Here is a 19,928-nt window from a genome sequence, read left to right as displayed (position 1 = left end):
CCCATATTTTTGCTACAGTGAACCAAATTAAGATCATCTATTTACTAGGCCTCGCATTTGCGGGGTTTTTAATGCTGAATAAAAGGAAAACTTGATGGAATTGCCCAATATTATTCAACAATTTATCGGAAACAGCGTTTTAGAGCCAAATAAAATTGGTCAGTCGCCATCGGATGTTTATTCTTTTAATCGAAATAATGAAACTTTTTTTCTTAAGCGATCTAGCACTTTATATACAGAGACCACATACAGTGTCTCTCGTGAAGCGAAAATGTTGAGTTGGCTCTCTGAGAAATTAAAGGTGCCTGAACTCATCATGACTTTTCAGGATGAGCAGTTTGAATTCATGATCACTAAAGCGATCAATGCAAAACCAATTTCAGCGCTTTTTTTAACAGACCAAGAATTGCTTGCTATCTATAAGGAGGCACTCAATCTGTTAAATTCAATTGCTATTATTGATTGTCCATTTATTTCAAACATTGATCATCGGTTAAAAGAGTCAAAATTTTTTATTGATAACCAACTCCTTGACGATATAGATCAAGATGATTTTGACACTGAATTATGGGGAGACCATAAAACTTACCTAAGTCTATGGAATGAGTTAACCGAGACTCGTGTTGAAGAAAGATTGGTTTTTTCTCATGGCGATATCACGGATAGTAATATTTTTATAGATAAATTCAATGAAATTTATTTTTTAGATCTTGGTCGTGCTGGGTTAGCAGATGAATTTGTAGATATATCCTTTGTTGAACGTTGCCTAAGAGAGGATGCATCGGAGGAAACTGCGAAAATATTTTTAAAGCATTTAAAAAATGATAGACCTGACAAAAGGAATTATTTTTTAAAACTTGATGAATTGAATTGATTCCAAGCATTATCTAAAAATACTTTTTGAGTTCTAGTTAATGATTAAATATATTCTTCAACCGTACTGGTCATACGTTTTTTCATTTTGTAAGGCTTGTAATGAGGAACATAACAAGGCTTGCAAACTGCTTCATAGGTTTTGGTATCAGAATGATAATAAAAGCGATCCAGTGGTTCATAGCCATTGCAATGATGGCAATAACGCTCAAAACCCAATGAAGTGAAGATCATCTTCTGCACAAATGCTTGTTTTTTATGTTTTGCTTTAAGTGTAGGTGAGTTTTTGACTTCACAAGAACAGATATAATCTTGGTAGTTATCGAACTCTGGTGCTTCTTGGTGTATGTGAACAAACCGATTTATAACTTTTGGATCAAAAATATTCCATTGTTGGTCATGTTCTGAAAATAGGAAATATCCATCTGCACCTGATGGCATTTCTTTACTGTATTTCGAGTAATGGATAACATGTTTTTCCGTTGGCTCAAAGTCATTCAGGAACATTCTCAAGGTATTGAGGTTCGGGAATTGGACTTTCATTAACTGTGCTTGAGTCACCAGATTGGATCTTGATTCGTAGTTCACCAGAACCATAATTTTACGGCTTTTGTCGATTCTGCCGATGATGTAATTATAGATATGATCAGACATTGTATTTTCTCCTATTCTATAGAGATCCATGTTAAGAACATGGATCATTCCCAAAAAATGCAATGAGATCGTTGCTCTGGTAGCTAAACTGCAATTCGGTGTAGTCCATTTTCAGTGTGCTATCTAAGTACGGTGTAATGTCGAGTTGCACGAATGAATCAATAAATTCACTTTCTGCGCCATACGCATCTATTGAGCCTTTGAACAGCTCCAGTACATTGCATGTTACATAGTCGCCAATTTCTGATTTATGTGTCTTACATGATGGTAGTAGTGCCAAGTCATTCAGGATCACTTGAACATGAGTGCCATCATATGAGCCTTGATATAGGCTGTAATATTTTTCAGGATTCAAGATACATTCAAGAACTAAATCAAAGTTGTTGCTGTAAGAGTTACGCGTAGCGACATATACACTTTCTGCTACTGGCTTTTCGACTTTGGTGAGTGTGATTGAGTCTGAATGCTCATGAGCGAACAAAATAGGGTCGTCTACGTCTTGTTCTTCATCTGGCTCAATGTCCATTAACGCCAAGCGTCTATCTTTGGTTTCTTGGTCGAGAATTTCCCAACCATCGATAGATAAAGTACCGCCGTCAGCAAGTTGAATGAGAACAGGGGTTTCTTTGTCCTGATCTGTATTGTCCAGAATGGTGAAGATCCCTAGTAATCGAACCCATGAAGTGATTAACTGGCAAATGGGTAGGTTTTCATTAATTTCATGGCGATTCTTGCAAGACTCGCTAAACATCGCCAGATTTTCAGGGTGATTAATATCAATATAGACATTGTGCAAAACAGCATCAGCACTGGTGTTGAGAGGTGCTTCGTAGCTCAATTCAATCAATAAGTATTTTTTAGACATGATCAATATTCCTTAGTACAAAACTTCAGTGCCAACAACGCAATCCAAAAACTTACCTTGCAGATCAAATACTAAAAATTGTTGCAGTTCTTTTTGTGTCGAGTGGATGTTAAAAACAGGCACAATCAAGCTGTCTTTTTCAAATAGGTTATGGTTGTTAATGACGAAATCATGAGCTGAATAGCAATGACCTTGCAGATATACACCGCAACGCATCAGCTTATCTAAATCAAAAGATTGAGAGATGTAGTGAACATCTTCTGGTGCATATTCACTGGCAATATCTCGGCTATATGCAAGATTGACTTGCTTGACCAAGCTTTGTTGAAAAAAGTCGCTGTCATGCACTTCTGAACGTGCGATGTCAGTAACAACTAAAATGGGTTGTGTTTCCCAAAAAATGCTGAGTAATTGATTAAAATCAAGATGTTCAGGGAATTGAACTTTTGAAGTAATCACGCCCCAATCATCAAGGGTTAAAGATAGAAAGTTTCCGTAATGATCACGCGGAATAACCGTTAATACATTAAGGTCTTGATGCAATTCTTCGTTATACGAAAAATCAGCAAGGGAATGACCTGTATTTAATTCAGGATTCACAATAATGTTTAATGTTTTAGAACGGTTTGTAAAAAAATCAAGTACGCTTTTCATATCTTCAACTCCAAGTTTTAAGCAATTGCTTAGGTATGAATTAATTATATCTGTGAAATATCCCTTAAAAACTTTTCTCAAATTACTTATGGAACTGGCAATGAAAAATTTCAATATTTTTTTAATCAATTAAAAAACATCGTATACGTCATTAAATCTAATGGCATAAAAAAAGAGGGTAGACCTTTATTGGATCTCCCTCTATTTGTTTAATGGTTTCTTATGACAGGTTGTTTTTAAAGTACTCAATCAGTCTTAAATAAACAGTGTTCGCCATAAAATGTGAGCTATGCAGCGCATTAAAATCTGCGACATCTTCAAAACATTCAGTCAGTAATGCACTGGCGAAACCTTTATTCCATGTATTGAACTTTTCCAGTTCTGCATCTGACAGCAAATCATATTGAATCATGTCATTAATGGCTTGGTGTTGTAAATTTATCGCCACATCCATGACTTCGCCCTCAATCAATGCATGAGAATCATCAGGACTGAATCTAAATGATTCGTGAGCGTCTGCGATGGCTTGAACCTGTAACGGTGCATTGACTTCAATGCAGTAGGCTTGTGACTTATGTTGGTGAAATAAAACGACATCCAGTTCAATGTTAAAAATAAACTGCGGATCTGCTTTGGTTGCTAAGCCAATCACATTGATGACGCAACTTGGTAAACCGTCATACGCTTGGGTGAAGCTTTGTAGCAAGTGGCGCACATTAGCAGTACCAGTATTAAATTTTTGTAGTTGCATTGTCGTATCTCCAAGTTTTAAGCAATGAGCTTTGATGTATTCATTATATCGGTGCATGTGGCCTGTATAACTTTTCAGTAAAAGTATTTCGGCTGATAGGCTCATGATTTCAAGTTATTTTTAATCAATTAAAAACACCGTTTACGGCCATCATCTTATGAAAGGAATAAGCTATGGGTGCTTATTCCTGGTGGGTGTGATTAGTGCGGTTCTACGTCATACGTGTTTTCATTTTCTTTAAGTCTGGCTTTTTCACGCTTCAGTCTTAAACGCTCTTGATGTTCCCTGTACAGGTTGGTGAGTTGACCGACTGGCAAATGTAGAAACTTTAGATCAATGTTTCTTACCCAGCTATTAACAGCAAACTTTTTGCTTTTTTTAACGTCTGGTATTTCGTAATGATCACCCTTGATTGGCCTTTTACGGCATTTAACACGAGATCCGCGGTAGCTTCATTCCAGCACTTGAATAATTTAATGCCTTTAAACGCCTTATATTTAGCTGGTACTTTTTCACTGTACTTAAACAGCTCTCCAGTAGATGTCACGGCGATAAACCAGTCACAACGGACAAGCTTCATCGTTTCTATACGTTTTAATTCGTTTTTTTCTCTTTGTTGTTCTATTGCTTGCATATTTGCAAAGCCGAATAGGTCAAGGTTGTCAATTTTCATAGTAGCCATTTGCATTTTTAATACCTCTCAATGAACGTTCGGATCTCAAAAAACCTAGCATTGGTTGGTCAATGCTAGGTGTTGTGTTTATTGGTCTTCAGGCATCATAAAAGTAATGATAGGCTCACCATTCACGCCAGGCCCAACCGTAGCAATATTGGTGATTAAGGTGTCAGAAAAGGTATGCGGTGTATCTTGTAGAGCATATTTAAACTTAACGCTTTGGTCATTAAGTGCAACTGAACCACGAACGCTCATGTTCAACATATCAAAGATGGTATATCCCATTAAATCATTGATTTTTTCAGCATCAGCTTCCGTACCATTCGGAAAAATTGCTTTTGCAGCTGTCAGGTGCTTGTTATACAAGTTGCTTGTAATATAAACAGGGAACTTATAGAACTGTTTGCAATCTTTGGCATGTTCTTCTTTATCGCTAAGGCAAAGAATCACGCCCTCTTCTAAAGCGTCTTGTAAAGAAAAAACAGTGATGACTTCAGCACCAGCGAAAAAATTATTCATAATAGCTACTCCAAGTTTTAAGCAATTGCTTTTGATGTTTTAATTATAATAAATCCATAAACCTTAAAACTTTTTTTTAAAAAAAAGATAGTATTTATTCAGGTTTAATAATTATAATTAATATAGCTTTTAATATATATTTGAGGTTTTAGGTGGTACTAACAGGAACAATTAAAAATTATAATATTGAGCGTGGTTTTGGTTTTATATCCACGAGTAATTTTGGTGATGTATTTTTCCATATTAAGGATTTTCAGAAAGGTGAACAGCCAATACCAGGTCGAGAGGTTTATTTCGAGGTAGTTAAAAAAGAAAATAAAAATAGGGCAATCCATGTTTACTATTCCGACCATGAACAAACGCAAGACAAGCAAAAACCATTGCCAATATATCTATGGATAATTTTTATTAGCATAGCTATTGGGGTGGCATATCCAGGTAGCATTCAATTAAAGAAATATCTATATAAAGATAATCAAACTACAAATGCTATATATCAAAAGCCAGTAGCCTATAAATGCGATGGTCGTAAGCATTGCTCTCAAATGCGATCTAAAGAAGAAGCTGATTGGTTTGTGAAAAACTGCCCAGATACCATGATGGATGGTGACGGCGATGGCGATGCCTGTGAAAATGATTCAAGGTGGTAGTTGTATAGTTTCAGACAATAAAAAATGAGCTATTAATACTTAATTAATAACTCATTCCTTAGGTTGATTTTAGATTTCTGCCAGTGTTTTACCGTCTTGTAATTCATTAATCTGCGCCAGTGTGACAGCTTGAGCGTCATATTCTTCTGTCACATACGATACAATTTCTTCTATTGAGCATTCACCAACTACACCCCAAAGCGTAAAATTGGTATGGGTTTTTTCATTCCAGATCTGCTCAACTTGTTCTAGATCCAGATGTCCAATACTCACCAAAAGGTCATAAGCCAATGCCCAATTTTCGTAACGGCTGACAGATTCATCAATGATAGGATCATCAGACATTAAATAGGTCATCATTGCCTTAGCTTTACAGAACTTTTGCATTGTTTCGTTTAAAGTTGTCATAAACATCATCTCATATTGATTGGTTTAAAATCATTTTATGCTGACAGGTGGTGTCAAAAACTTATTCAAAAACAAAATTATTCCAAACCATTTTTAATCAATTAAAAAACATCGCTTGCGGTTTTCATCCTAAAAAGGTGCCAAATGGCACCCTAATTTACAGCGATCCACAACCCTCCTTGTTGAATGCGCCTGGTGGAACCGTCCAGTTATCCGTGAACACTGGTAGGTAATAACTTTCAATTTTGGACTGTACCAGTGCTTCCATATCCTGAATGTCGAATGGCTCAATGCGATTGCTCAGACTGACGACATCGATCTTTGAGCGACTGATCGTACAGTCAAACTTTTGTTCATAACCAGCGATCAGCTGAGCGCGTTCAGGGTAGTAGGTGCTGATGGTTGACCAGATTTTAGGACTGTTGAAGATACAGGTCATGCATGAGCTACGGCCCCAACCTAAGCGATATGGCACTGGTGGCGTAACCTTGTACTTCTCCAGTAACGCCCATACTTGCTCTTCAGTGAAGTGAAGCACGTTCTTCCACCAGTCAACGCGTCTTGCTTTCTTACCGCTTCTACGGTCGCATGGGTGCGGTTCTAGCTGGTTGTACTTACTGCGGTTTGGTGACTCTTCACGGCGTTCACCAGTGATAAAACAAATGTTCTTGCCGTCAAAACGTTCTTGGTTGTTCAATGCTCTGCGTCCGACATCGATCTTTAACGCTGAAGAACACCAGCGCGTCATGAGGCTGGCTGCTTGTTGTGGGAACTTCAAGCGTGTGCCTGGTTTACTGCGGTTGTTATCGCGTTCAAGCTTAATTAAGCCCTCTGGTGTTTCTACGAAGTGGGGTTTTGAGTAGCTGTTTTCTTTGAGCATTTCGCCAAGGAAACCGCCCTCGAGCCAACTGAAGTACAATGGTGTGTCGAATGCCTGAGCGAATGCTTTGGTATAGTTTTCCATGAACACCCAATCCATGAACGGCTGGTTTTCTTCATCAATTTTGTGGTGCCAAAGCTCAATTTTGCTTTTATCTACTCCAGCATCCAGTAAGCGTAAATACGCTGCAATCGAATCCTTACCGCCACTTAAGCAGACAATAAAAATGTCATAGATACTTAGATCGATGTCTGGTGCTTCATGAAAAACATGCTCAGCCAGTTCTTTGTTTAGATCGGTACCAGACAGCAACTCCAGTTGCCCGGCTATTGTGGGGATGATGACTTGATCATCGTACTTATGCGCTGTATTCATTCGACTTACTCCAGATTTAAGGCTTTGTGCCTTGCTTGCTATGGATTAAGTATAGAGGGGTGTACCAGGGGAAAACTTTTCTCAAAATTTAAAAATATCGAGATATTTTAATCAAATAAAATCCATCGTAAGCGGTTATAACGCCTAGCAAAACGGCATTGCGCCGTTTCGGTGGTTACTTATATTTTTGGATGATGCGTTCAATAAATCGAATCATTGTGTCCTTATCAATTTTGGCCTGGTCGTAATTGTCATAGCTAAACATCACCAAAGCATCTTCCTGAGTGATGCCAAAAAACTCACGTACTGCTTTCCACTGGTAAACGACTGGTACAGTGACAACAGGCGCATCTTTTAGCTCTTCATTGCTGAGTATTTTTTCATACATGAAGATTGGCCCAACAGAACCATGAAAATTGAAACCTAGATTTTGGAAATACTCGACAGACGTAGCCCAACCAATCAGGCATCCTACAATATTTTTATCTAACAATTCTTCAGTGGTGAAACCTGAAAAGAAATCGGTGTGTTGTTCTGTATGGCTTGCGTCATAATCACGCCAAATGTCGAAATCAAAGCTTTCATCAGGAATGACCTCGATCACTAGCTCAATCAGCTTTTCTAAACGCTCAACGGTCGTTGCTTTGTTCATATCTGCTCCAAGTTTTAGGCGGTGTGCCAAAAGGGGTAGCGGTACATACTGGCGCACGTACCGCTGTTGGACTTACAAATCCAGTTGAATTAAGAACAGTGGTAAAGGTGCATCACTGTCTTGTGTAATGAGCATAGGCAAGAAGAAACTAAATCCCTCAAAAAACACGCCCATGTCGTAATCATCTTGAAAAGAAAAGGGCTGTGAAGTGATACTGACATTCTCAATAGCACTAATTAGTGCCTCGATGTTGGTATGTTTTGCTGTATCGATCACATACACACGAAAACCGGCTTCTGTGGTGTTCGGTATCTGTTGTACTTGCTGTGGCAAGTAAAAGCCAAGTTCGTTGATGGCACTGACGAGTTGCGGATTTTCAATTGTCATGGGTAGGTTTCCTTATTGAACTACTTTTGCGCTATTTAAATTTTGCAATGCGATATGCGTTAAACGTTGATTAATGATTTCGTCATACGGCGAAATGAAATCCTCTTGCCAGTTATGCATGAGATGTTCGATCGGGTATGTTTCCAGATATTCTTCTAATGCTTCATTCGGCTTAGGAACGAAAGCTAATGGCTCTTTAATGTTGTAATTGCTGGCGATGTATTCCAGTGGATCACAATCACCTGGTACGTTGACCGTAGCAACAAACTCAAGATAAGCACCATCGGGGAAAAACTTATTGAAGCAATCAACCACAACAGATATTTCACGGACTTCATCATCATTTAAAGTGAACTCACGGACTTCTTTATCCAGTGCAACAATTGAGCTAGATAACAAATGGTCAAGGTCTTGTGGACGGATGTTTACACGATCAATAACATGGTTGATATGATCAATAATCTCGTCTTTGATTGGGTCTTCAAAAGCGTAATTGCTCTCAAAAATAATATGATCGACATCTTCATAATTGAGTCCAAAAAACTCACGTACTGCTTCAGAACCGCGATAAACAACATTTGTTTTGAGTTCTTCATAAGTGAATGGCTCACCAGTATTCGCACGGAATGGTGCATAAAGGGGAACGCCGTCTAACATCATGAAGTTAAGTCTTTTAAATGTTTCATCAGCTGTCGCCCAACCTATAACGCAACAATTAGCATCACTATTTATAAGTTGAGCAAAAGTCATATTGTCGGTACCAGGTATCGTGCGCCATAAATCCAGATCAAAACGTTCATGTGGTACTTGCTTGATGATATTTTTTAAATGATTTAGCTTATCTAGTTGATGCATTAGAGGACTCCAAGTTTTAAGCAATTGCTTTCGATAGAGTCATTTTATTTAAAAAATACTAATGAATAACTTTATTGGAATTAATTAACCGACCTAAAACACGTAAAGGATATTTAAAATATTTTAATCAATTAAAATCATCGTATACGTTTTAAGCCATGCTTAGACAGCGTATATACCGGTCTATTTTTCTAATGCAAAAAAAAGAGTACTTAAGTTCGGACTTAAATACTCTTAATGAGTTGGGGCATTATTCCCGATTGGCTAAGTTGAAAAATAGTGAATACATTGCATTCTTAAATAACCAAAAGGTGAGGGGATTATCCGCTTCATCTTTAGACTGGTGGCGAATGATATTCCAGTTGAAATACTTTTCTGAATAGCCCATGTGAGTGACATAAGCAAAATTACGAACGTCATTTTCTGAAACGTATTGGAATGCTTGTTTAAGCTCATTTTGGGTGTTTTGTTCGCCGTCATGGTCAAAAGCATCAGCTTCTAAGATAAGTTCGCGCATGCCGACCATAGCAAGGTATATGACTGCTTCAAAGTCATAGTTCATCATGCGTAGGAAGTGTTTTTTCAAAAAGGCTTCGTCAATGTGTTCAACTTCTTTGTAATTTTTAAGTGCGCTTAGACCATGCACACCAAAGATATATTTAAGTACACGAAATTGAGCGCATAACGGCAAGTTTTCACCCTCCACATGTGAGCAAAGGGCGGTGTAGCGGTTCATGTCGATGACTGAGCTTAGAGATTGTTTTAAAGCGCCTAATAGCATTGTTATATCCTTTTTCGGGTTTTGTTTATTGTATGGTGTACGTTTAAGCAAGAAATGTGTTAACTAAATGAGTTGTGTCATGGTGTTGAGATAACTTTTCGGCATCCATGTCGTTATGTTCTTCATAGATAGTTTTTAAGGTTTTGATGGTTTCATGCATCAAGGTTTCATGATGCTCAGTATTGAATTTGAACTTGTGGCACTCTTTAGCAAGGGATACACGAACTTTGAATTTTTCTAAAAATTCGATGGTTTTATTGGTGGTGTCACTTTCACATCCAAAGTAACAAACATTATCAATATGCAATGCGGTTGTTTTCAGCATTAATGGATTTTTATCAAACACAAAATAAGCAAAAATGCAGCTTTCTCGACTGTTGTAAGTAATGTAAGACTTCTCAACATTAATTGCGTCCACTGATTTAAACCAAACAACGCCATCGTCATAGGTTTCAGCATGGCTTGAGAAAAGCATATAAATTAAGGTGTCGATAATTTCTGCGGTGCTGTTGCCGATAATTAAATGATTCAGACTTGAATCACTTCCGTTTGTAAATTGGTATTGAGCGACCACTTTATTTGCAAATTGATGTGCTGCGTTATTCATTATTCATCTCCAAGTTTCGGACAATATTTTCCTAAGGTTTTATTTTAATCTGAGTCACTTCATTATAAATTTTTCTCAAAAAAAAGATTCTTTTTTCAAGAATCTTTTAATCAATTAAAAGCTATCGTATACAGATTAATCTAATTATCCGTAACTCGGTGAATCATCATCATTTGATTTATCCTGGTCATTTTCCTGTTCTTGCTCTTGTTCTTCAGTATTTTCAAGCTTCAGGACTAGATCGTATGGTTCAATGATATTGTCCATGACTTTTAAAAGGTAAGAGAGGTCTTGTTCCATCGGTTCTAGGTTTTCATAGTTTTCACCGACATAAAGCTCTTGATCTGTCAGTGAACGTTTAAACGCATAGTTCCAATCTGATACGGCGACCTTGCTATATACCATGGTGTAACCAGCATCATTCGCCAGCTGGTTCATCATCAGTTTAGCAGCGCGACCGTTACCCTCTTCAAAAGGGTGAGCTTCATTTAACTTGGCATAAAGCTGAGTGAACTCTTGCACAAACTGGTCTTTGTCCAAACCTTTCAGGTGGTCTTTTTCTTTAACCGCCTGTGAGAACTTATTCAGTTCATCAGGGATCAGGTTTTTATCTAGGAAATGACCGATTTCATAATTACCGTTCGGGTCGATCGCACGTTTAGAAATGTCGTCCAGACGCACTTCTCCAGCCCAATCGTAAATATGCTCAAAGATTTTTTCATGGATTTTAGAGAGGTGGTCGAGATCGTAATTGCCACGTAACGGCGAAATTTCCATTTTCGCTATTCGATGTTCCGTGATTTCTTTTTCCAGTGCCTTTTTATAGTCGCCTTGCGCTTGGCAACTGGTAGGTTGAGATAAGATGTCTTTCGCATCTAAATAAAACTCAAGTTTATCGTCCATATTGTTCTACTTATGAGTGATTGGGTTTGGTAATCCGCTGTAAGCTAGATTAGGTTGTATTCGCGATCATTAGGCTTTGTTTTTAAGTGCATTCCATTTCTTCATCAATGCAGCTTCTTCCTCGTCAAATGTTGTTTGACCAGTTGCTAAGCGCTCCATACGTGCGTTTGATGATGCTTCACATGCTTTAACAATGTGAGGGGAGAACTCTTGAGCTACATTGCCTTGAGCAGAACGGTATGCAGCACGTACACGGTCTTCGTATTTTACTTCTTCAGACATATCGGTTTCCTGTATCAACAATCTGTAAATTACAATAATTGTAACCCCAAACAAGGGGGCGATTCTTGCTAAATTGCGTATAAACAATCTTATTGGTATATACCGATTAACAAAATCAAATAAGATTAAAATTCCAAAAAAATCAAATATCGTATATTAAGTATATAATTTAAGTATATACAGGAAAGTCGTTAAACATGAACGTATTCAAAACACTAAAACTATTTGCAGTTGCAATAATCTCAGTGTCTATGTCGTGCGCTGTTTTAGCTAATAGTTCTTTAAATAACCTGAATACAAACAGCTTAAAATCTGCTGTTGCGCTTTCTCCTACTGCTGAAAACAAACGTAAAGTTGAGCGTTTACTTAACACTAAAACACCGTACCAGATTGAAACTGGTGCGGTACTTAAAAAAGTGAAGTATTCAAAACACTTTAATATGAACGTTCAGATGTCTAGCAAAACTGCAGATAAATACTCTTCTGATGAAACTGACTCTTTAAACCGCTTTGTGAATGAAAAGATTCATCCGTTTTATTGCTCTGTATTCGCCAATGCTCCAGTTAAACCAGATCTGTATGTAGACATCGTGGACAATCAGGGTAAATCATTCTTTGGAAGTGCTGAGCGTTATTCAGATACTTGCCAATAGTTTTAAGGGCTAAATATTACATAGATCTGTTAACGCCGTTTTAGGCAAAAACAAATAGACCGCTTAATTGCGGTCTATTTGTTTTTATACTGACACCTAAAACCTTATGGAAAGGTCTTAGGTAGCACCGCTGTATAGCCTACGATCTTGCGTATTTTGATCTGCATATCAAGATGCAACGGCTGTACTGTCAAACGATTGAAGTAAGACTTAATCTCGCGCATCCACGCATGGAAACGATCATCGCAATGACGCATAAGCTTCTTAAGGTGATTGCGGTCAGCTTCTTGTAAGAAACTGAGTTCGCTGTCGATTGACCAAAGATCAATATCCTGATCATTTATACATAACAAGTACTGCGTATCAACGACCAATGAAGATACCAACTTGCCTTGGTCTTGCTTGTAGATCAGCTCAAAATCAACTAGTGCATCTAAAGCGCCGTTGATATTTTCGATTTGAATGTCACGGCGTAAACGTACTGGTAGCTCCAGCAGTACAGTATTCTTATTTGACTGGTAATAATCAGCACGGACTTGGCTATCCCATGCAATATTTTCAAACATAAAATTTTGAAAAGAGGTGAGAGAATCTTCTTGTAGACCAACAACTTTTGTTTTAGATAAGATTTTAAAGTTCATATAATTTCTCCAAATGGTGAGCATTGAGCCCATACATTCATTATATTTCACTGTACCTTTTCAAAACTTTTTTCAAAAAATATAGATTGTTTTAATGCTGTCCACGTTTACATTACATAGACAATGGCAAGAAATCTAATTAAACTGACCTTGAATAAGAAATGCGTTCAAGTGATTTGTGTTTTTTTATTCACCTTTCAATTTTAAAGAGCCAGGCGTTTTGCGTCTGGTTCTTTGCTTTCTGGTATATACCAAGCACATTTTTTTAATGTGCATTGACCAATCTCAATAATAAAGTTTCAGTTTTAAAGCTTATTTATCGCTACGATTAAGCTAGTTGCTAGATGGGCTTTAAGATATGAATGCATCAAGTACAATAGCTTTAATGGCGGTATCTATTGGTTTTCCAGTGGTATTAAACTTTGACTTTGCTTTTACTTATTTAATTGTTTTTGCCTTATTCCTCTGCACGATCGCTTTAATGTTTATGATAGTTTTTATTGTTCATAACGGTACTGTGACGGAAAAGATTAGCGCAATAATTAAAAGGATGTTCTTTTTTGCTGGTTATTGCGCTTGTGTATTAGGTGCGGTTTTGTTTACAAGATGCCTAGTCTAGTACGTTAATATTTAATGCATATTTGCTAAATAAGTAATACCCAATCATACAGATCGCTAAAGTAACTACCGTCACTTTACGCGTTGAGTTCACAACTTCAGCACTATCTTTCTTGCTATTAAAAATACCAACTTTGACTAACTTAAACACTGAGTCAAAAAGGGTGATGGCAAACCACGTTCCTAAAAAGTAAATCGCCATGGTCAAATATTCCTGTTTGTGCAACACATACTTATATAAATAGACCAGTGTAGTGACCACAATTAATGAAAATGAAGCGCCATAGTGCAAGGTTTTGACGGCATTGCGATGTTGTTTTTCATTGTTGATGTTAATCGCTGCGTTGATAAAACAAAAAATTGCCAATTGTCCAATGATGACGACAATCCCCATTGCAAATAATTGGATGTTAAGACCATAAGCCTCTTCCACTAAAATTACGGCGCTTGCAAACGCAAGGAACATTAAATATATGAGATATGGCATGATTCTCTTGGTATGAAGCGATGATATTGGATGATTCTAGGCTAAGGTTCAAAAAAAAAGAAGTATGCTGGTCGCAACATACTTCCGATCTGATCAGGCTTCTACGTTCTGATTGATATAGTTTTTGTAGGCTAATTTCACTTCACTTAAAAGGGCTTCTTTCAAAACACCTTTGTCTTTTATCGTTGGATTGTGCAAACCAAGTGACGCACGGCGCTGTTTAGTGGTGTTTTTATTGGCATCTGTTACCCAAACTGAGTCGATATAATCATCAACTAAAGCATGCAATTCGTTTGGTTTTACTGCATTATCTAAATTGGAAAGTATAGCCTTATTGTTTACGATCGCTAAACTTTCATCATATTCTCGATAGCTTGTACGTAAAGTATTCTTAAAATGAAGCAATTGATCTTCAATTTTTAATTTACCGCCATCAAGCTCGATGTCGATTACAAATGTCGTGATTTTAGATGATAGACCTAAAACACCAACTGATTTAACGCGAACAATAGTATCCATAACAACTCCAAGGTTTTGAGCAATTAGCTCAGGTAAAACGGTTAAACTTTTGTGAGATCTGCTTCAATATCTATCAGCAATTCTTTTACTGCTTTCATGTGTGGCAATAAAGTATAGGTGTTTATTTCGCTATTAAATGCACCAGCTTCAAGTTGTACACCAGCAATAAACGGCTCATTGATTAAGTTGTTGCCAATGAGATGACTTAAGCAAGCCTGTACCAGTTCGTTATTTTCTTCAGACTTAACCAGTAGGGGATACAAAACCACGAGTATTGGTAAATCACAAAACTCCATGTTGTTTGCATCAAGTAGCTGTTTAAGTGCATCCTTAATATCTTCGTTGAGAACCAACAGTTCTAAACCTTTTTTCATGTCTTTATAGGCGTTATCAATGGCCACTTCGGAAAAGTAAAACCAATCGCGCTGGTCATCGAGCATGAAGCTATCTAATGCAGCGATTTTCTGTAAGATCTGCAATTGTTCAGGGTTGAACGTGCGAATCGCTGTTCCATTGATTTTATGCTGTAACAACAGCTTTAACGCCTTTTGCGCTTGATCGTTTAACTGCTGTACTTCTTGATTGAAGAAACTGCATAACTGATTCGACAGATCTACAAAGATAGAATTGTCATAGCAATCAGGTACCACGTTTTGAGTGGATAGCAACATAAAGCCATTTTCTGACAGCTCAGGATTCATATAGATACAAAGATTATGATCTTCGGTCAGCTCTGCAAAACCTTTTAAAGTGGTATATGCAATTTCATGATTAGGCAATTCAATGCCAGCATGGATATTAATGTGAAAGCTTGGGCTTTGGTCGCCGTGGTCTTGATCTGCAGTACTGATCATAGATAACAGGGTTTCCAAAAGCGCCGTATTCTTACGAATAGGCGCCATAGCTTCATTAATTAAGATAAAGCTACTATTCATTAAAGTGCCTCCAAGAATAGTGAGCCCACAATATCAGTATTGAGTGGGTTAATTTCAATGAATTCGACTAGCTCCAGCGCTTTATCAAGTGTGAGTTCCTTAGCGCGGAAATCAAAAAGTGTATCCACGCCAACGCCATCAATCACACCATATGAAGACATCAACTCTTCCAATTCAGGGATATTTTGATAATTTTCTTCAGCCAAGTTTTCCAAGGTCAAAAGGGCATTATCTACATGTGATTTGAACATGTGAGCAAGGAAGAAAGCTAAACGGTGCTCATGAGGTGCTCGAATGAAGAAATACTCACTATGCTCGTCATCGTTAGAATCCTGGCGTGACGCTTTAACCAAGAACAAAGGTAAATTGTCAGTACTGCCGTAAACTTCGTTAAAATCGATCGGGCAAAAATTAGGGTTTAAATTCATGAGCTTTCTCCAAGTTTTAAGCTATTTGCTTGATTTGGTTTCATTATATTAAGAATATGAACGGATAAAGTTTTTTTAAAAAATACTTATTTAAGCATCCAGAAAGAATTAATAATGACGAGCGCCATTGCAGCGCTAAAAATTCAAAACCTTTTTTAATCAATTAAAAAAACATCGTTTACGTTTTTAAGCGCAACTTTAAGAGATTTCTCTCTTAAAGGCTTGGTTTATTCAAAAGTGTTGGTGTATAAGTCGGTCTTAATAAGATTAAACACATACTCGCATTCAACAACGAGATTTGCATATTCATCATCAAAACATTGTTCATCTTCAAGCATAATTTCAAGATTTAAAGGCTCAATCACTGAATAAGGGTTTTTGACGCCAGTTTCTTTGTAATTTGAAATAATGACCTGAATAGCTCCAGATGCGAAGTCACCCTCAAGCGTATGGCTAAAGTAGAAACGGTTTCTTGTATCGCTGTGAGTGCTGTCGATAGGTTCTAAAGCTGTACCAAACTTGTAGGTAGTCAGCAACTCTATAACGTCTTGAGCAAATGTCGAGTTTAAAGGGGCATCACTTTTTAGGTTGAATGCAATGTCTTTAAACTGCTTCAAGATTTCTTGCTCTTTAGACTCGTTAAAGTTTTTGAAATATTCGTCAAACTTATGCTCACCATGATTCGACAAAAGTTTATGGTGGTAGTTGTATTCGTCTACCACAGTCAACAGGTCAAGTTTTTGCAATAATTCAAACTCGTCTTTTGTAATTTCTTTAAAACCTAAAACGTAAAAAGAATCACCGCTGATTTCCCAAGAGTCATAGCGAGTTTTAAAATCATGTTCTTCTAATAAGGTTTCAATGTCTTCAAGTTCTTCACTCTCATAGCTTGAATACTTAAACAGGGTGTAATTAACCAATGCCATTAAAGCTGGCACTTCTGAAATTTTCTTAGAGGCATATAAGCCGATATTAAAATCACAAATACGGATACCAATTGGTAGTGCTGATGTTTCGTTAATCGCAAGATTCATCATGAGATACTTGTGCATATTAATTTACCTAACAGGTTGAATGTATTTTTAGATTAATGGATTTAAAGTGGGAATAACTTATGCTTAAAAATTAGAATAGCCATGGAATAAGTCGAATATTTTAATCAATTAAAAGTACCGTATGCGGTTGTAAACAAAACGCACTGGTGTATATTTGATATATCCAAATTTTCGAGATTAGTTATGGAAGTTGAAAACCTAAGTAAAGACCAGTTAGAAGACCTAATTAAAAAGGCACAAAACCAAATTGTTGTAGTAGAGAATAAGAAACTTGATGACGGTTATCTCAAAATGTTTGAGATCGCAAAAGAATTAGGCTTAACTATTCTTGAATTAAATGAGCACGGCGAAAATCGTAAATTAAATAAAAAGCCAGTGGTTAAAGCAGATCCTAAATATCGCAACCCGAATAACCACAAAGAAGTGTGGGCCGGTCGTGGTAAACGTCCATCCTGGTTAAATCGTGAGATTGAATCTGGTAAAACATTAGAAAGTTTTCTTATCGTATAAATATTAAAAGGGCTTAAATGATTTAAGCCCTTTTTTTAAATGCCATTGTCAGTGTTGTTTAGAGCAGGTGCGCGATTACTTAACAAAGTTCAGCTTTGATGTGTTCTAACACATCATCTTCAACACCCTCATTAGAAAATGCTTCAATGAATTCATTCAGGTTTTCATTGCTTAATGGCAAACTTCCGTATTGATCTACTGCAATCATTTGTGAGTTATGCACCAGATATTCAATACTGCAGTCAACAGAACAAAAGGTTTCTTGAATTACATCATTCACCTGATGGCCAGACTTTTTATCGTTAGTATCAATATCACTATTACAGTGAGGGCAAGTAAATAATCCCATTACGCAACTCCTTTCTCAATTAAGCTAATTACACCGTGTTCTAATTGATCATCAAACCAGTGCCAGATAATGAAGCGGTCTGTACCTTTGCCCCATAGATGAAAGTCTTCTTCGATTTCATCATCATTGTTTATCGGGGTGTTGCCAAACTCTTCCCATAATGTTTTATGGGTTTTGCCTTGCAAGCTTAATACGCCATTTTCAGAATTTGCTTCAAACCAATCTAGGATCTGATAGCGATATGTACCTTTATTCCAGATATGGAATTCGCATGGTAAGGAATTAGATTCATCAAATTGAATCTGCTGTAATTCACTCCATAACTGGTCTATTGATTTAGCCATGCTTTATAACTCCTTGCTTAATAATTCAATTTTAATAAATAAAAGCGCTCAAAAACTTTTCTTAAAAAACATATAAAATCTGCTAATAATTCCTTTTGGAAAAATACTATCTAAGCAAAACTATTGTTATTATCGAGTGAGCTTATTAAGAGGTTTAAGCATGAATCTAGATAAATACGTTAAAACAGATATAGACGATGGCAATGGTCACATTTGGCTTAAATTTACGAATGATTCAGGTAATGATACTTTTGCTTGTAGTCAATGTGGCTATTTGAGACGGGTAGATAGTAATAATCGCCCACTAAACAAAAAGTGTGTTGGTAAAGTGAAAATCACGCTGCGTTAAAATTGAGATTTACAAAAACAAAATAAGAGCCAACATAGGGCTCTTTCTTATTTCATGGGGCTTTTACTGGCTTTACGGAATCAGTGTTGGAATCCAATATTTTTTAGACTACCCAACCATTGCGTAATTAATAACTTATTCCTTAGAGCCCTTTTTCTTTAGGCACACCGCCAACAATCTGAAATGGTATCCAATGGTTAACCCATTTTTCTTTGGTACCACGTTTGCCCAACCAGTAAAAGTTCCAGTGAGGAACCCGTGGATGTGGTTTTTTGGTACCTTTGTAGTTGCCAGACTTTAGATCTTCATCGCGCTTTAGGATCGCTTCATTGATCTTTTTATTTGTTTCGGTACCAACAATAGTCGGCTTGTACTTATTGGCCTCAAATAAACGCAATTCACGCTTAATCAGCTCTAATTTAGGCCTGGCTTGTGTTGTTTCTGGTGTTAATGGTCTGAGATCTGGTTCTTTTTGGCTGAACCATAGAATCAAATTGATTAGCTTCTTCTGCAGTTCCATGAACGTGTTAATTTCTTGTTCATCTGGCAAGTTCTTTTCATCAAAAAACGTATCAATGAAATCGGTCATGCAGTCCTCAACAGTTGATTCAAAATCATCATCATCAGGGAAGTGCATGGTAATGGTTTTTGCTAAGCCAGTATCGGTATATACCGTGGTAAATAGCACCTTGCGATCGTTCAACGTGTTTTTCGCAAAAATAACACCGACCACTTGTTCATTTTGCACGTAGAGATTGGCATTGTCGGTTTGAACGTAGATCGCAATATCAGGTAGGTTTAATAGGAAACCGGGGATACTGCGGTTGTACTCGGTCTTTACAAGCATTTGAATGACTTGATCTTCAAACCGATAAATATTTTTGGTTAGGCTCCATGAGCCAAGAGTAATGATTTCACCAATGTTGCAAGGTAGCTGATTGATAAATGAGAGTGGAATTTCTTGGCCAGTGGCTTGAACACCCATAATGGTACTGGTGCGTTTCATTCGTTCACGCCAGATAGGATCTCGACAATCTAGTGCAGCATATGTCCATTCATCACCACTGATTAGGCATTCGTGCGGATCTTTACTGTTTTGTCGTGCGATCGCATAAGCTTCTACACATTTCATTAAGCCATTGAGGTTAAACTTCACATGTTCTAATCGCGCTGTGATGACTTTAAGTGGTATTCCTATCTTTGGATCTAAATCTTTATTTCTCATGTTGAGCAACCAGGATCTATATCAGATCAATATCTGAAAAAAT

30 protein-coding genes are annotated in these 19,928 nt (G+C 37.1%); 6 read left to right on the top strand and 24 right to left on the bottom strand.

Translation table 11 applies throughout. The features are described from left to right. The first annotated feature begins 94 nt into the window (after positions 1 to 94). Complete coding sequence (locus FTU46_RS14445; protein WP_000422636.1) at positions 95 to 874, top strand: aminoglycoside O-phosphotransferase APH(3')-VIa; 780 nt, start codon at positions 95 to 97, stop codon at positions 872 to 874. Between the two features lie 44 nt (positions 875 to 918). Here FTU46_RS14445 and FTU46_RS14440 read toward each other — a convergent pair whose 3' ends face one another. The 6 genes from FTU46_RS14440 to FTU46_RS14415 form a co-directional block, all read right to left on the bottom strand. Then, a complete protein-coding gene (locus FTU46_RS14440) occupies positions 919 to 1,527 on the bottom strand; it encodes a hypothetical protein (protein WP_024160765.1) in 609 nt (202 codons plus the stop codon). Between the two features lie 31 nt (positions 1,528 to 1,558). After that, positions 1,559 to 2,365: a hypothetical protein gene (locus tag FTU46_RS14435; protein WP_257224663.1), complete on the bottom strand. Its 807-nt coding sequence runs from the start codon at positions 2,363 to 2,365 to the stop codon at positions 1,559 to 1,561. Positions 2,366 to 2,404: 39 nt separating this feature from the next. Beyond that, entirely contained in the window at positions 2,405 to 3,046 is a 642-nt protein-coding gene (locus tag FTU46_RS14430; protein WP_033917500.1) for a hypothetical protein, read from the bottom strand. Positions 3,047 to 3,266: 220 nt separating this feature from the next. Further along, complete coding sequence (locus FTU46_RS14425) at positions 3,267 to 3,797, bottom strand: hypothetical protein (protein ID WP_005028543.1); 531 nt, start codon at positions 3,795 to 3,797, stop codon at positions 3,267 to 3,269. Between the two features lie 343 nt (positions 3,798 to 4,140). Further along, a complete protein-coding gene (locus tag FTU46_RS14420; RefSeq protein WP_257221226.1) occupies positions 4,141 to 4,485 on the bottom strand; it encodes a hypothetical protein in 345 nt (114 codons plus the stop codon). A gap of 72 nt (positions 4,486 to 4,557) precedes the next feature. Continuing rightward, a complete protein-coding gene (locus FTU46_RS14415; RefSeq protein WP_005006045.1) occupies positions 4,558 to 4,992 on the bottom strand; it encodes a DUF6573 family protein in 435 nt (144 codons plus the stop codon). A gap of 152 nt (positions 4,993 to 5,144) precedes the next feature. On the opposite strand from FTU46_RS14415, the gene FTU46_RS16885 reads away from it, so the two are divergent. Further along, positions 5,145 to 5,642 carry a cold shock domain-containing protein gene (locus FTU46_RS16885; protein ID WP_087554211.1) on the top strand — a complete coding sequence of 166 codons (498 nt, stop codon included), beginning with the start codon at positions 5,145 to 5,147 and terminating at the stop codon, positions 5,640 to 5,642. A gap of 69 nt (positions 5,643 to 5,711) precedes the next feature. Here the strand turns inward: FTU46_RS16885 and FTU46_RS14405 are convergent, their stop codons facing one another. The 9 genes from FTU46_RS14405 to FTU46_RS14365 all read right to left on the bottom strand — a co-directional run bounded on the left by FTU46_RS14405 (position 5,712) and on the right by FTU46_RS14365 (position 11,772). Further along, positions 5,712 to 6,050 (bottom strand): hypothetical protein, encoded by a 339-nt coding sequence (locus FTU46_RS14405; RefSeq protein ID WP_005006049.1) that lies wholly within the window; start codon positions 6,048 to 6,050, stop codon positions 5,712 to 5,714. A 157-nt stretch (positions 6,051 to 6,207) separates the two neighbouring features. Continuing rightward, complete coding sequence (locus FTU46_RS14400; RefSeq protein WP_005028536.1) at positions 6,208 to 7,305, bottom strand: phosphohydrolase; 1,098 nt, start codon at positions 7,303 to 7,305, stop codon at positions 6,208 to 6,210. 175 nt (positions 7,306 to 7,480) lie between these two features. Then, positions 7,481 to 7,957 (bottom strand): hypothetical protein, encoded by a 477-nt coding sequence (locus tag FTU46_RS14395; RefSeq protein ID WP_005006052.1) that lies wholly within the window; start codon positions 7,955 to 7,957, stop codon positions 7,481 to 7,483. A 72-nt stretch (positions 7,958 to 8,029) separates the two neighbouring features. Beyond that, a complete protein-coding gene (locus FTU46_RS14390) occupies positions 8,030 to 8,344 on the bottom strand; it encodes a hypothetical protein (protein ID WP_024160757.1) in 315 nt (104 codons plus the stop codon). 12 nt (positions 8,345 to 8,356) lie between these two features. Continuing rightward, positions 8,357 to 9,199 (bottom strand): hypothetical protein, encoded by an 843-nt coding sequence (locus FTU46_RS14385; RefSeq protein WP_033917490.1) that lies wholly within the window; start codon positions 9,197 to 9,199, stop codon positions 8,357 to 8,359. A 250-nt stretch (positions 9,200 to 9,449) separates the two neighbouring features. Further along, positions 9,450 to 9,980, bottom strand: coding sequence for a hypothetical protein (locus tag FTU46_RS14380; protein ID WP_005006061.1), 531 nt, complete (start codon positions 9,978 to 9,980; stop codon positions 9,450 to 9,452). Between the two features lie 43 nt (positions 9,981 to 10,023). Then, positions 10,024 to 10,587 (bottom strand): hypothetical protein, encoded by a 564-nt coding sequence (locus tag FTU46_RS14375; protein WP_057694171.1) that lies wholly within the window; start codon positions 10,585 to 10,587, stop codon positions 10,024 to 10,026. 144 nt (positions 10,588 to 10,731) lie between these two features. Continuing rightward, positions 10,732 to 11,490, bottom strand: coding sequence for a Fic family protein (locus FTU46_RS14370; protein WP_005006069.1), 759 nt, complete (start codon positions 11,488 to 11,490; stop codon positions 10,732 to 10,734). 69 nt (positions 11,491 to 11,559) lie between these two features. Next, on the bottom strand, positions 11,560 to 11,772 hold the full coding sequence (locus tag FTU46_RS14365) for a hypothetical protein (protein WP_005006071.1): 213 nt from the start codon (positions 11,770 to 11,772) through the stop codon (positions 11,560 to 11,562). A 197-nt stretch (positions 11,773 to 11,969) separates the two neighbouring features. Between FTU46_RS14365 and FTU46_RS14360 the strand changes: the two genes are divergently transcribed. Continuing rightward, positions 11,970 to 12,425 carry a hypothetical protein gene (locus FTU46_RS14360; RefSeq protein WP_005028529.1) on the top strand — a complete coding sequence of 152 codons (456 nt, stop codon included), beginning with the start codon at positions 11,970 to 11,972 and terminating at the stop codon, positions 12,423 to 12,425. A gap of 104 nt (positions 12,426 to 12,529) precedes the next feature. Here the strand turns inward: FTU46_RS14360 and FTU46_RS14355 are convergent, their stop codons facing one another. Continuing rightward, positions 12,530 to 13,066, bottom strand: coding sequence for a hypothetical protein (locus FTU46_RS14355; protein ID WP_038350032.1), 537 nt, complete (start codon positions 13,064 to 13,066; stop codon positions 12,530 to 12,532). Positions 13,067 to 13,424: 358 nt separating this feature from the next. Between FTU46_RS14355 and FTU46_RS14350 the strand changes: the two genes are divergently transcribed. Beyond that, positions 13,425 to 13,685, top strand: a complete 261-nt coding sequence (locus FTU46_RS14350; RefSeq protein ID WP_024160750.1) for a hypothetical protein — start codon at positions 13,425 to 13,427, stop codon at positions 13,683 to 13,685. Here the strand turns inward: FTU46_RS14350 and FTU46_RS14345 are convergent. The 5 genes from FTU46_RS14345 to FTU46_RS14325 form a co-directional block, all read right to left on the bottom strand. Next, positions 13,677 to 14,171, bottom strand: a complete 495-nt coding sequence (locus FTU46_RS14345) for a hypothetical protein (protein WP_024160749.1) — start codon at positions 14,169 to 14,171, stop codon at positions 13,677 to 13,679. The genes FTU46_RS14350 and FTU46_RS14345 overlap by 9 nt on opposite strands. 93 nt (positions 14,172 to 14,264) lie before the next feature. Next, positions 14,265 to 14,690: a hypothetical protein gene (locus FTU46_RS14340; RefSeq protein WP_038350033.1), complete on the bottom strand. Its 426-nt coding sequence runs from the start codon at positions 14,688 to 14,690 to the stop codon at positions 14,265 to 14,267. A gap of 41 nt (positions 14,691 to 14,731) precedes the next feature. Next, positions 14,732 to 15,625 carry a hypothetical protein gene (locus tag FTU46_RS14335; protein WP_038350034.1) on the bottom strand — a complete coding sequence of 298 codons (894 nt, stop codon included), beginning with the start codon at positions 15,623 to 15,625 and terminating at the stop codon, positions 14,732 to 14,734. Further along, entirely contained in the window at positions 15,625 to 16,053 is a 429-nt protein-coding gene (locus FTU46_RS14330) for a hypothetical protein (protein WP_024160746.1), read from the bottom strand. The genes FTU46_RS14335 and FTU46_RS14330 overlap by 1 nt, the downstream gene beginning before the upstream one ends. A gap of 227 nt (positions 16,054 to 16,280) precedes the next feature. Next, on the bottom strand, positions 16,281 to 17,105 hold the full coding sequence (locus FTU46_RS14325) for a hypothetical protein (RefSeq protein WP_038350035.1): 825 nt from the start codon (positions 17,103 to 17,105) through the stop codon (positions 16,281 to 16,283). A 186-nt stretch (positions 17,106 to 17,291) separates the two neighbouring features. On the opposite strand from FTU46_RS14325, the gene FTU46_RS14320 reads away from it, so the two are divergent. Continuing rightward, the gene (locus tag FTU46_RS14320; protein WP_024160744.1) at positions 17,292 to 17,618 is read left to right on the top strand and encodes an H-NS family nucleoid-associated regulatory protein; all 327 of its coding nucleotides are present in this window, start codon (positions 17,292 to 17,294) and stop codon (positions 17,616 to 17,618) included. A gap of 79 nt (positions 17,619 to 17,697) precedes the next feature. Here the strand turns inward: FTU46_RS14320 and FTU46_RS14315 are convergent, their stop codons facing one another. Continuing rightward, complete coding sequence (locus FTU46_RS14315) at positions 17,698 to 17,967, bottom strand: hypothetical protein (protein ID WP_038350036.1); 270 nt, start codon at positions 17,965 to 17,967, stop codon at positions 17,698 to 17,700. Next, on the bottom strand, positions 17,967 to 18,311 hold the full coding sequence (locus tag FTU46_RS14310; RefSeq protein WP_038350037.1) for a hypothetical protein: 345 nt from the start codon (positions 18,309 to 18,311) through the stop codon (positions 17,967 to 17,969). The genes FTU46_RS14315 and FTU46_RS14310 overlap by 1 nt, the downstream gene beginning before the upstream one ends. A 160-nt stretch (positions 18,312 to 18,471) precedes the next feature. On the opposite strand from FTU46_RS14310, the gene FTU46_RS14305 reads away from it, so the two are divergent. Further along, positions 18,472 to 18,660: a hypothetical protein gene (locus FTU46_RS14305; RefSeq protein WP_024160741.1), complete on the top strand. Its 189-nt coding sequence runs from the start codon at positions 18,472 to 18,474 to the stop codon at positions 18,658 to 18,660. A gap of 142 nt (positions 18,661 to 18,802) precedes the next feature. On the opposite strand, the gene FTU46_RS14300 is transcribed toward FTU46_RS14305, so the two are convergent. Next, positions 18,803 to 19,816, bottom strand: a complete 1,014-nt coding sequence (locus tag FTU46_RS14300; RefSeq protein WP_308912460.1) for a hypothetical protein — start codon at positions 19,814 to 19,816, stop codon at positions 18,803 to 18,805. Positions 19,817 to 19,928: the final 112 nt, after the last annotated feature.

The sequence above is a fragment of the Acinetobacter sp. YH12108 genome, from assembly GCF_013419055.1.
In the GTDB taxonomy this organism is placed as follows: Bacteria; Pseudomonadota; Gammaproteobacteria; order Pseudomonadales; family Moraxellaceae; genus Acinetobacter.
The sequence above is the reverse complement of the archived record's forward strand: the minus strand, read 5'-3'. Positions and strand labels throughout refer to the sequence as shown.

Excerpts from the sequence above, each read along its gene's own strand:
- FTU46_RS14445 (WP_000422636.1), top strand. The coding sequence starts at position 95 with ATGGAATTGCCCAATATTATTCAACAATTTATCGGAAACAGCGTTTTA.
- FTU46_RS14440 (WP_024160765.1), bottom strand. The coding sequence starts at position 1,527 with ATGTCTGATCATATCTATAATTACATCATCGGCAGAATCGACAAAAGC.
- FTU46_RS14430 (WP_033917500.1), bottom strand. The coding sequence starts at position 3,046 with ATGAAAAGCGTACTTGATTTTTTTACAAACCGTTCTAAAACATTAAAC.
- FTU46_RS14425 (WP_005028543.1), bottom strand. The coding sequence starts at position 3,797 with ATGCAACTACAAAAATTTAATACTGGTACTGCTAATGTGCGCCACTTG.
- FTU46_RS14420 (WP_257221226.1), bottom strand. The coding sequence starts at position 4,485 with ATGCAAATGGCTACTATGAAAATTGACAACCTTGACCTATTCGGCTTT.
- FTU46_RS14415 (WP_005006045.1), bottom strand. The coding sequence starts at position 4,992 with ATGAATAATTTTTTCGCTGGTGCTGAAGTCATCACTGTTTTTTCTTTA.
- FTU46_RS14405 (WP_005006049.1), bottom strand. The coding sequence starts at position 6,050 with ATGACAACTTTAAACGAAACAATGCAAAAGTTCTGTAAAGCTAAGGCA.
- FTU46_RS14400 (WP_005028536.1), bottom strand. The coding sequence starts at position 7,305 with ATGAATACAGCGCATAAGTACGATGATCAAGTCATCATCCCCACAATA.
- FTU46_RS14395 (WP_005006052.1), bottom strand. The coding sequence starts at position 7,957 with ATGAACAAAGCAACGACCGTTGAGCGTTTAGAAAAGCTGATTGAGCTA.
- FTU46_RS14390 (WP_024160757.1), bottom strand. The coding sequence starts at position 8,344 with ATGACAATTGAAAATCCGCAACTCGTCAGTGCCATCAACGAACTTGGC.
- FTU46_RS14385 (WP_033917490.1), bottom strand. The coding sequence starts at position 9,199 with ATGCATCAACTAGATAAGCTAAATCATTTAAAAAATATCATCAAGCAA.
- FTU46_RS14380 (WP_005006061.1), bottom strand. The coding sequence starts at position 9,980 with ATGCTATTAGGCGCTTTAAAACAATCTCTAAGCTCAGTCATCGACATG.
- FTU46_RS14375 (WP_057694171.1), bottom strand. The coding sequence starts at position 10,587 with ATGAATAACGCAGCACATCAATTTGCAAATAAAGTGGTCGCTCAATAC.
- FTU46_RS14370 (WP_005006069.1), bottom strand. The coding sequence starts at position 11,490 with ATGGACGATAAACTTGAGTTTTATTTAGATGCGAAAGACATCTTATCT.
- FTU46_RS14365 (WP_005006071.1), bottom strand. The coding sequence starts at position 11,772 with ATGTCTGAAGAAGTAAAATACGAAGACCGTGTACGTGCTGCATACCGT.
- FTU46_RS14360 (WP_005028529.1), top strand. The coding sequence starts at position 11,970 with ATGAACGTATTCAAAACACTAAAACTATTTGCAGTTGCAATAATCTCA.
- FTU46_RS14355 (WP_038350032.1), bottom strand. The coding sequence starts at position 13,066 with ATGAACTTTAAAATCTTATCTAAAACAAAAGTTGTTGGTCTACAAGAA.
- FTU46_RS14350 (WP_024160750.1), top strand. The coding sequence starts at position 13,425 with ATGAATGCATCAAGTACAATAGCTTTAATGGCGGTATCTATTGGTTTT.
- FTU46_RS14345 (WP_024160749.1), bottom strand. The coding sequence starts at position 14,171 with ATGCCATATCTCATATATTTAATGTTCCTTGCGTTTGCAAGCGCCGTA.
- FTU46_RS14340 (WP_038350033.1), bottom strand. The coding sequence starts at position 14,690 with ATGGATACTATTGTTCGCGTTAAATCAGTTGGTGTTTTAGGTCTATCA.
- FTU46_RS14335 (WP_038350034.1), bottom strand. The coding sequence starts at position 15,625 with ATGAATAGTAGCTTTATCTTAATTAATGAAGCTATGGCGCCTATTCGT.
- FTU46_RS14330 (WP_024160746.1), bottom strand. The coding sequence starts at position 16,053 with ATGAATTTAAACCCTAATTTTTGCCCGATCGATTTTAACGAAGTTTAC.
- FTU46_RS14325 (WP_038350035.1), bottom strand. The coding sequence starts at position 17,105 with ATGCACAAGTATCTCATGATGAATCTTGCGATTAACGAAACATCAGCA.
- FTU46_RS14320 (WP_024160744.1), top strand. The coding sequence starts at position 17,292 with ATGGAAGTTGAAAACCTAAGTAAAGACCAGTTAGAAGACCTAATTAAA.
- FTU46_RS14315 (WP_038350036.1), bottom strand. The coding sequence starts at position 17,967 with ATGGGATTATTTACTTGCCCTCACTGTAATAGTGATATTGATACTAAC.
- FTU46_RS14310 (WP_038350037.1), bottom strand. The coding sequence starts at position 18,311 with ATGGCTAAATCAATAGACCAGTTATGGAGTGAATTACAGCAGATTCAA.
- FTU46_RS14305 (WP_024160741.1), top strand. The coding sequence starts at position 18,472 with ATGAATCTAGATAAATACGTTAAAACAGATATAGACGATGGCAATGGT.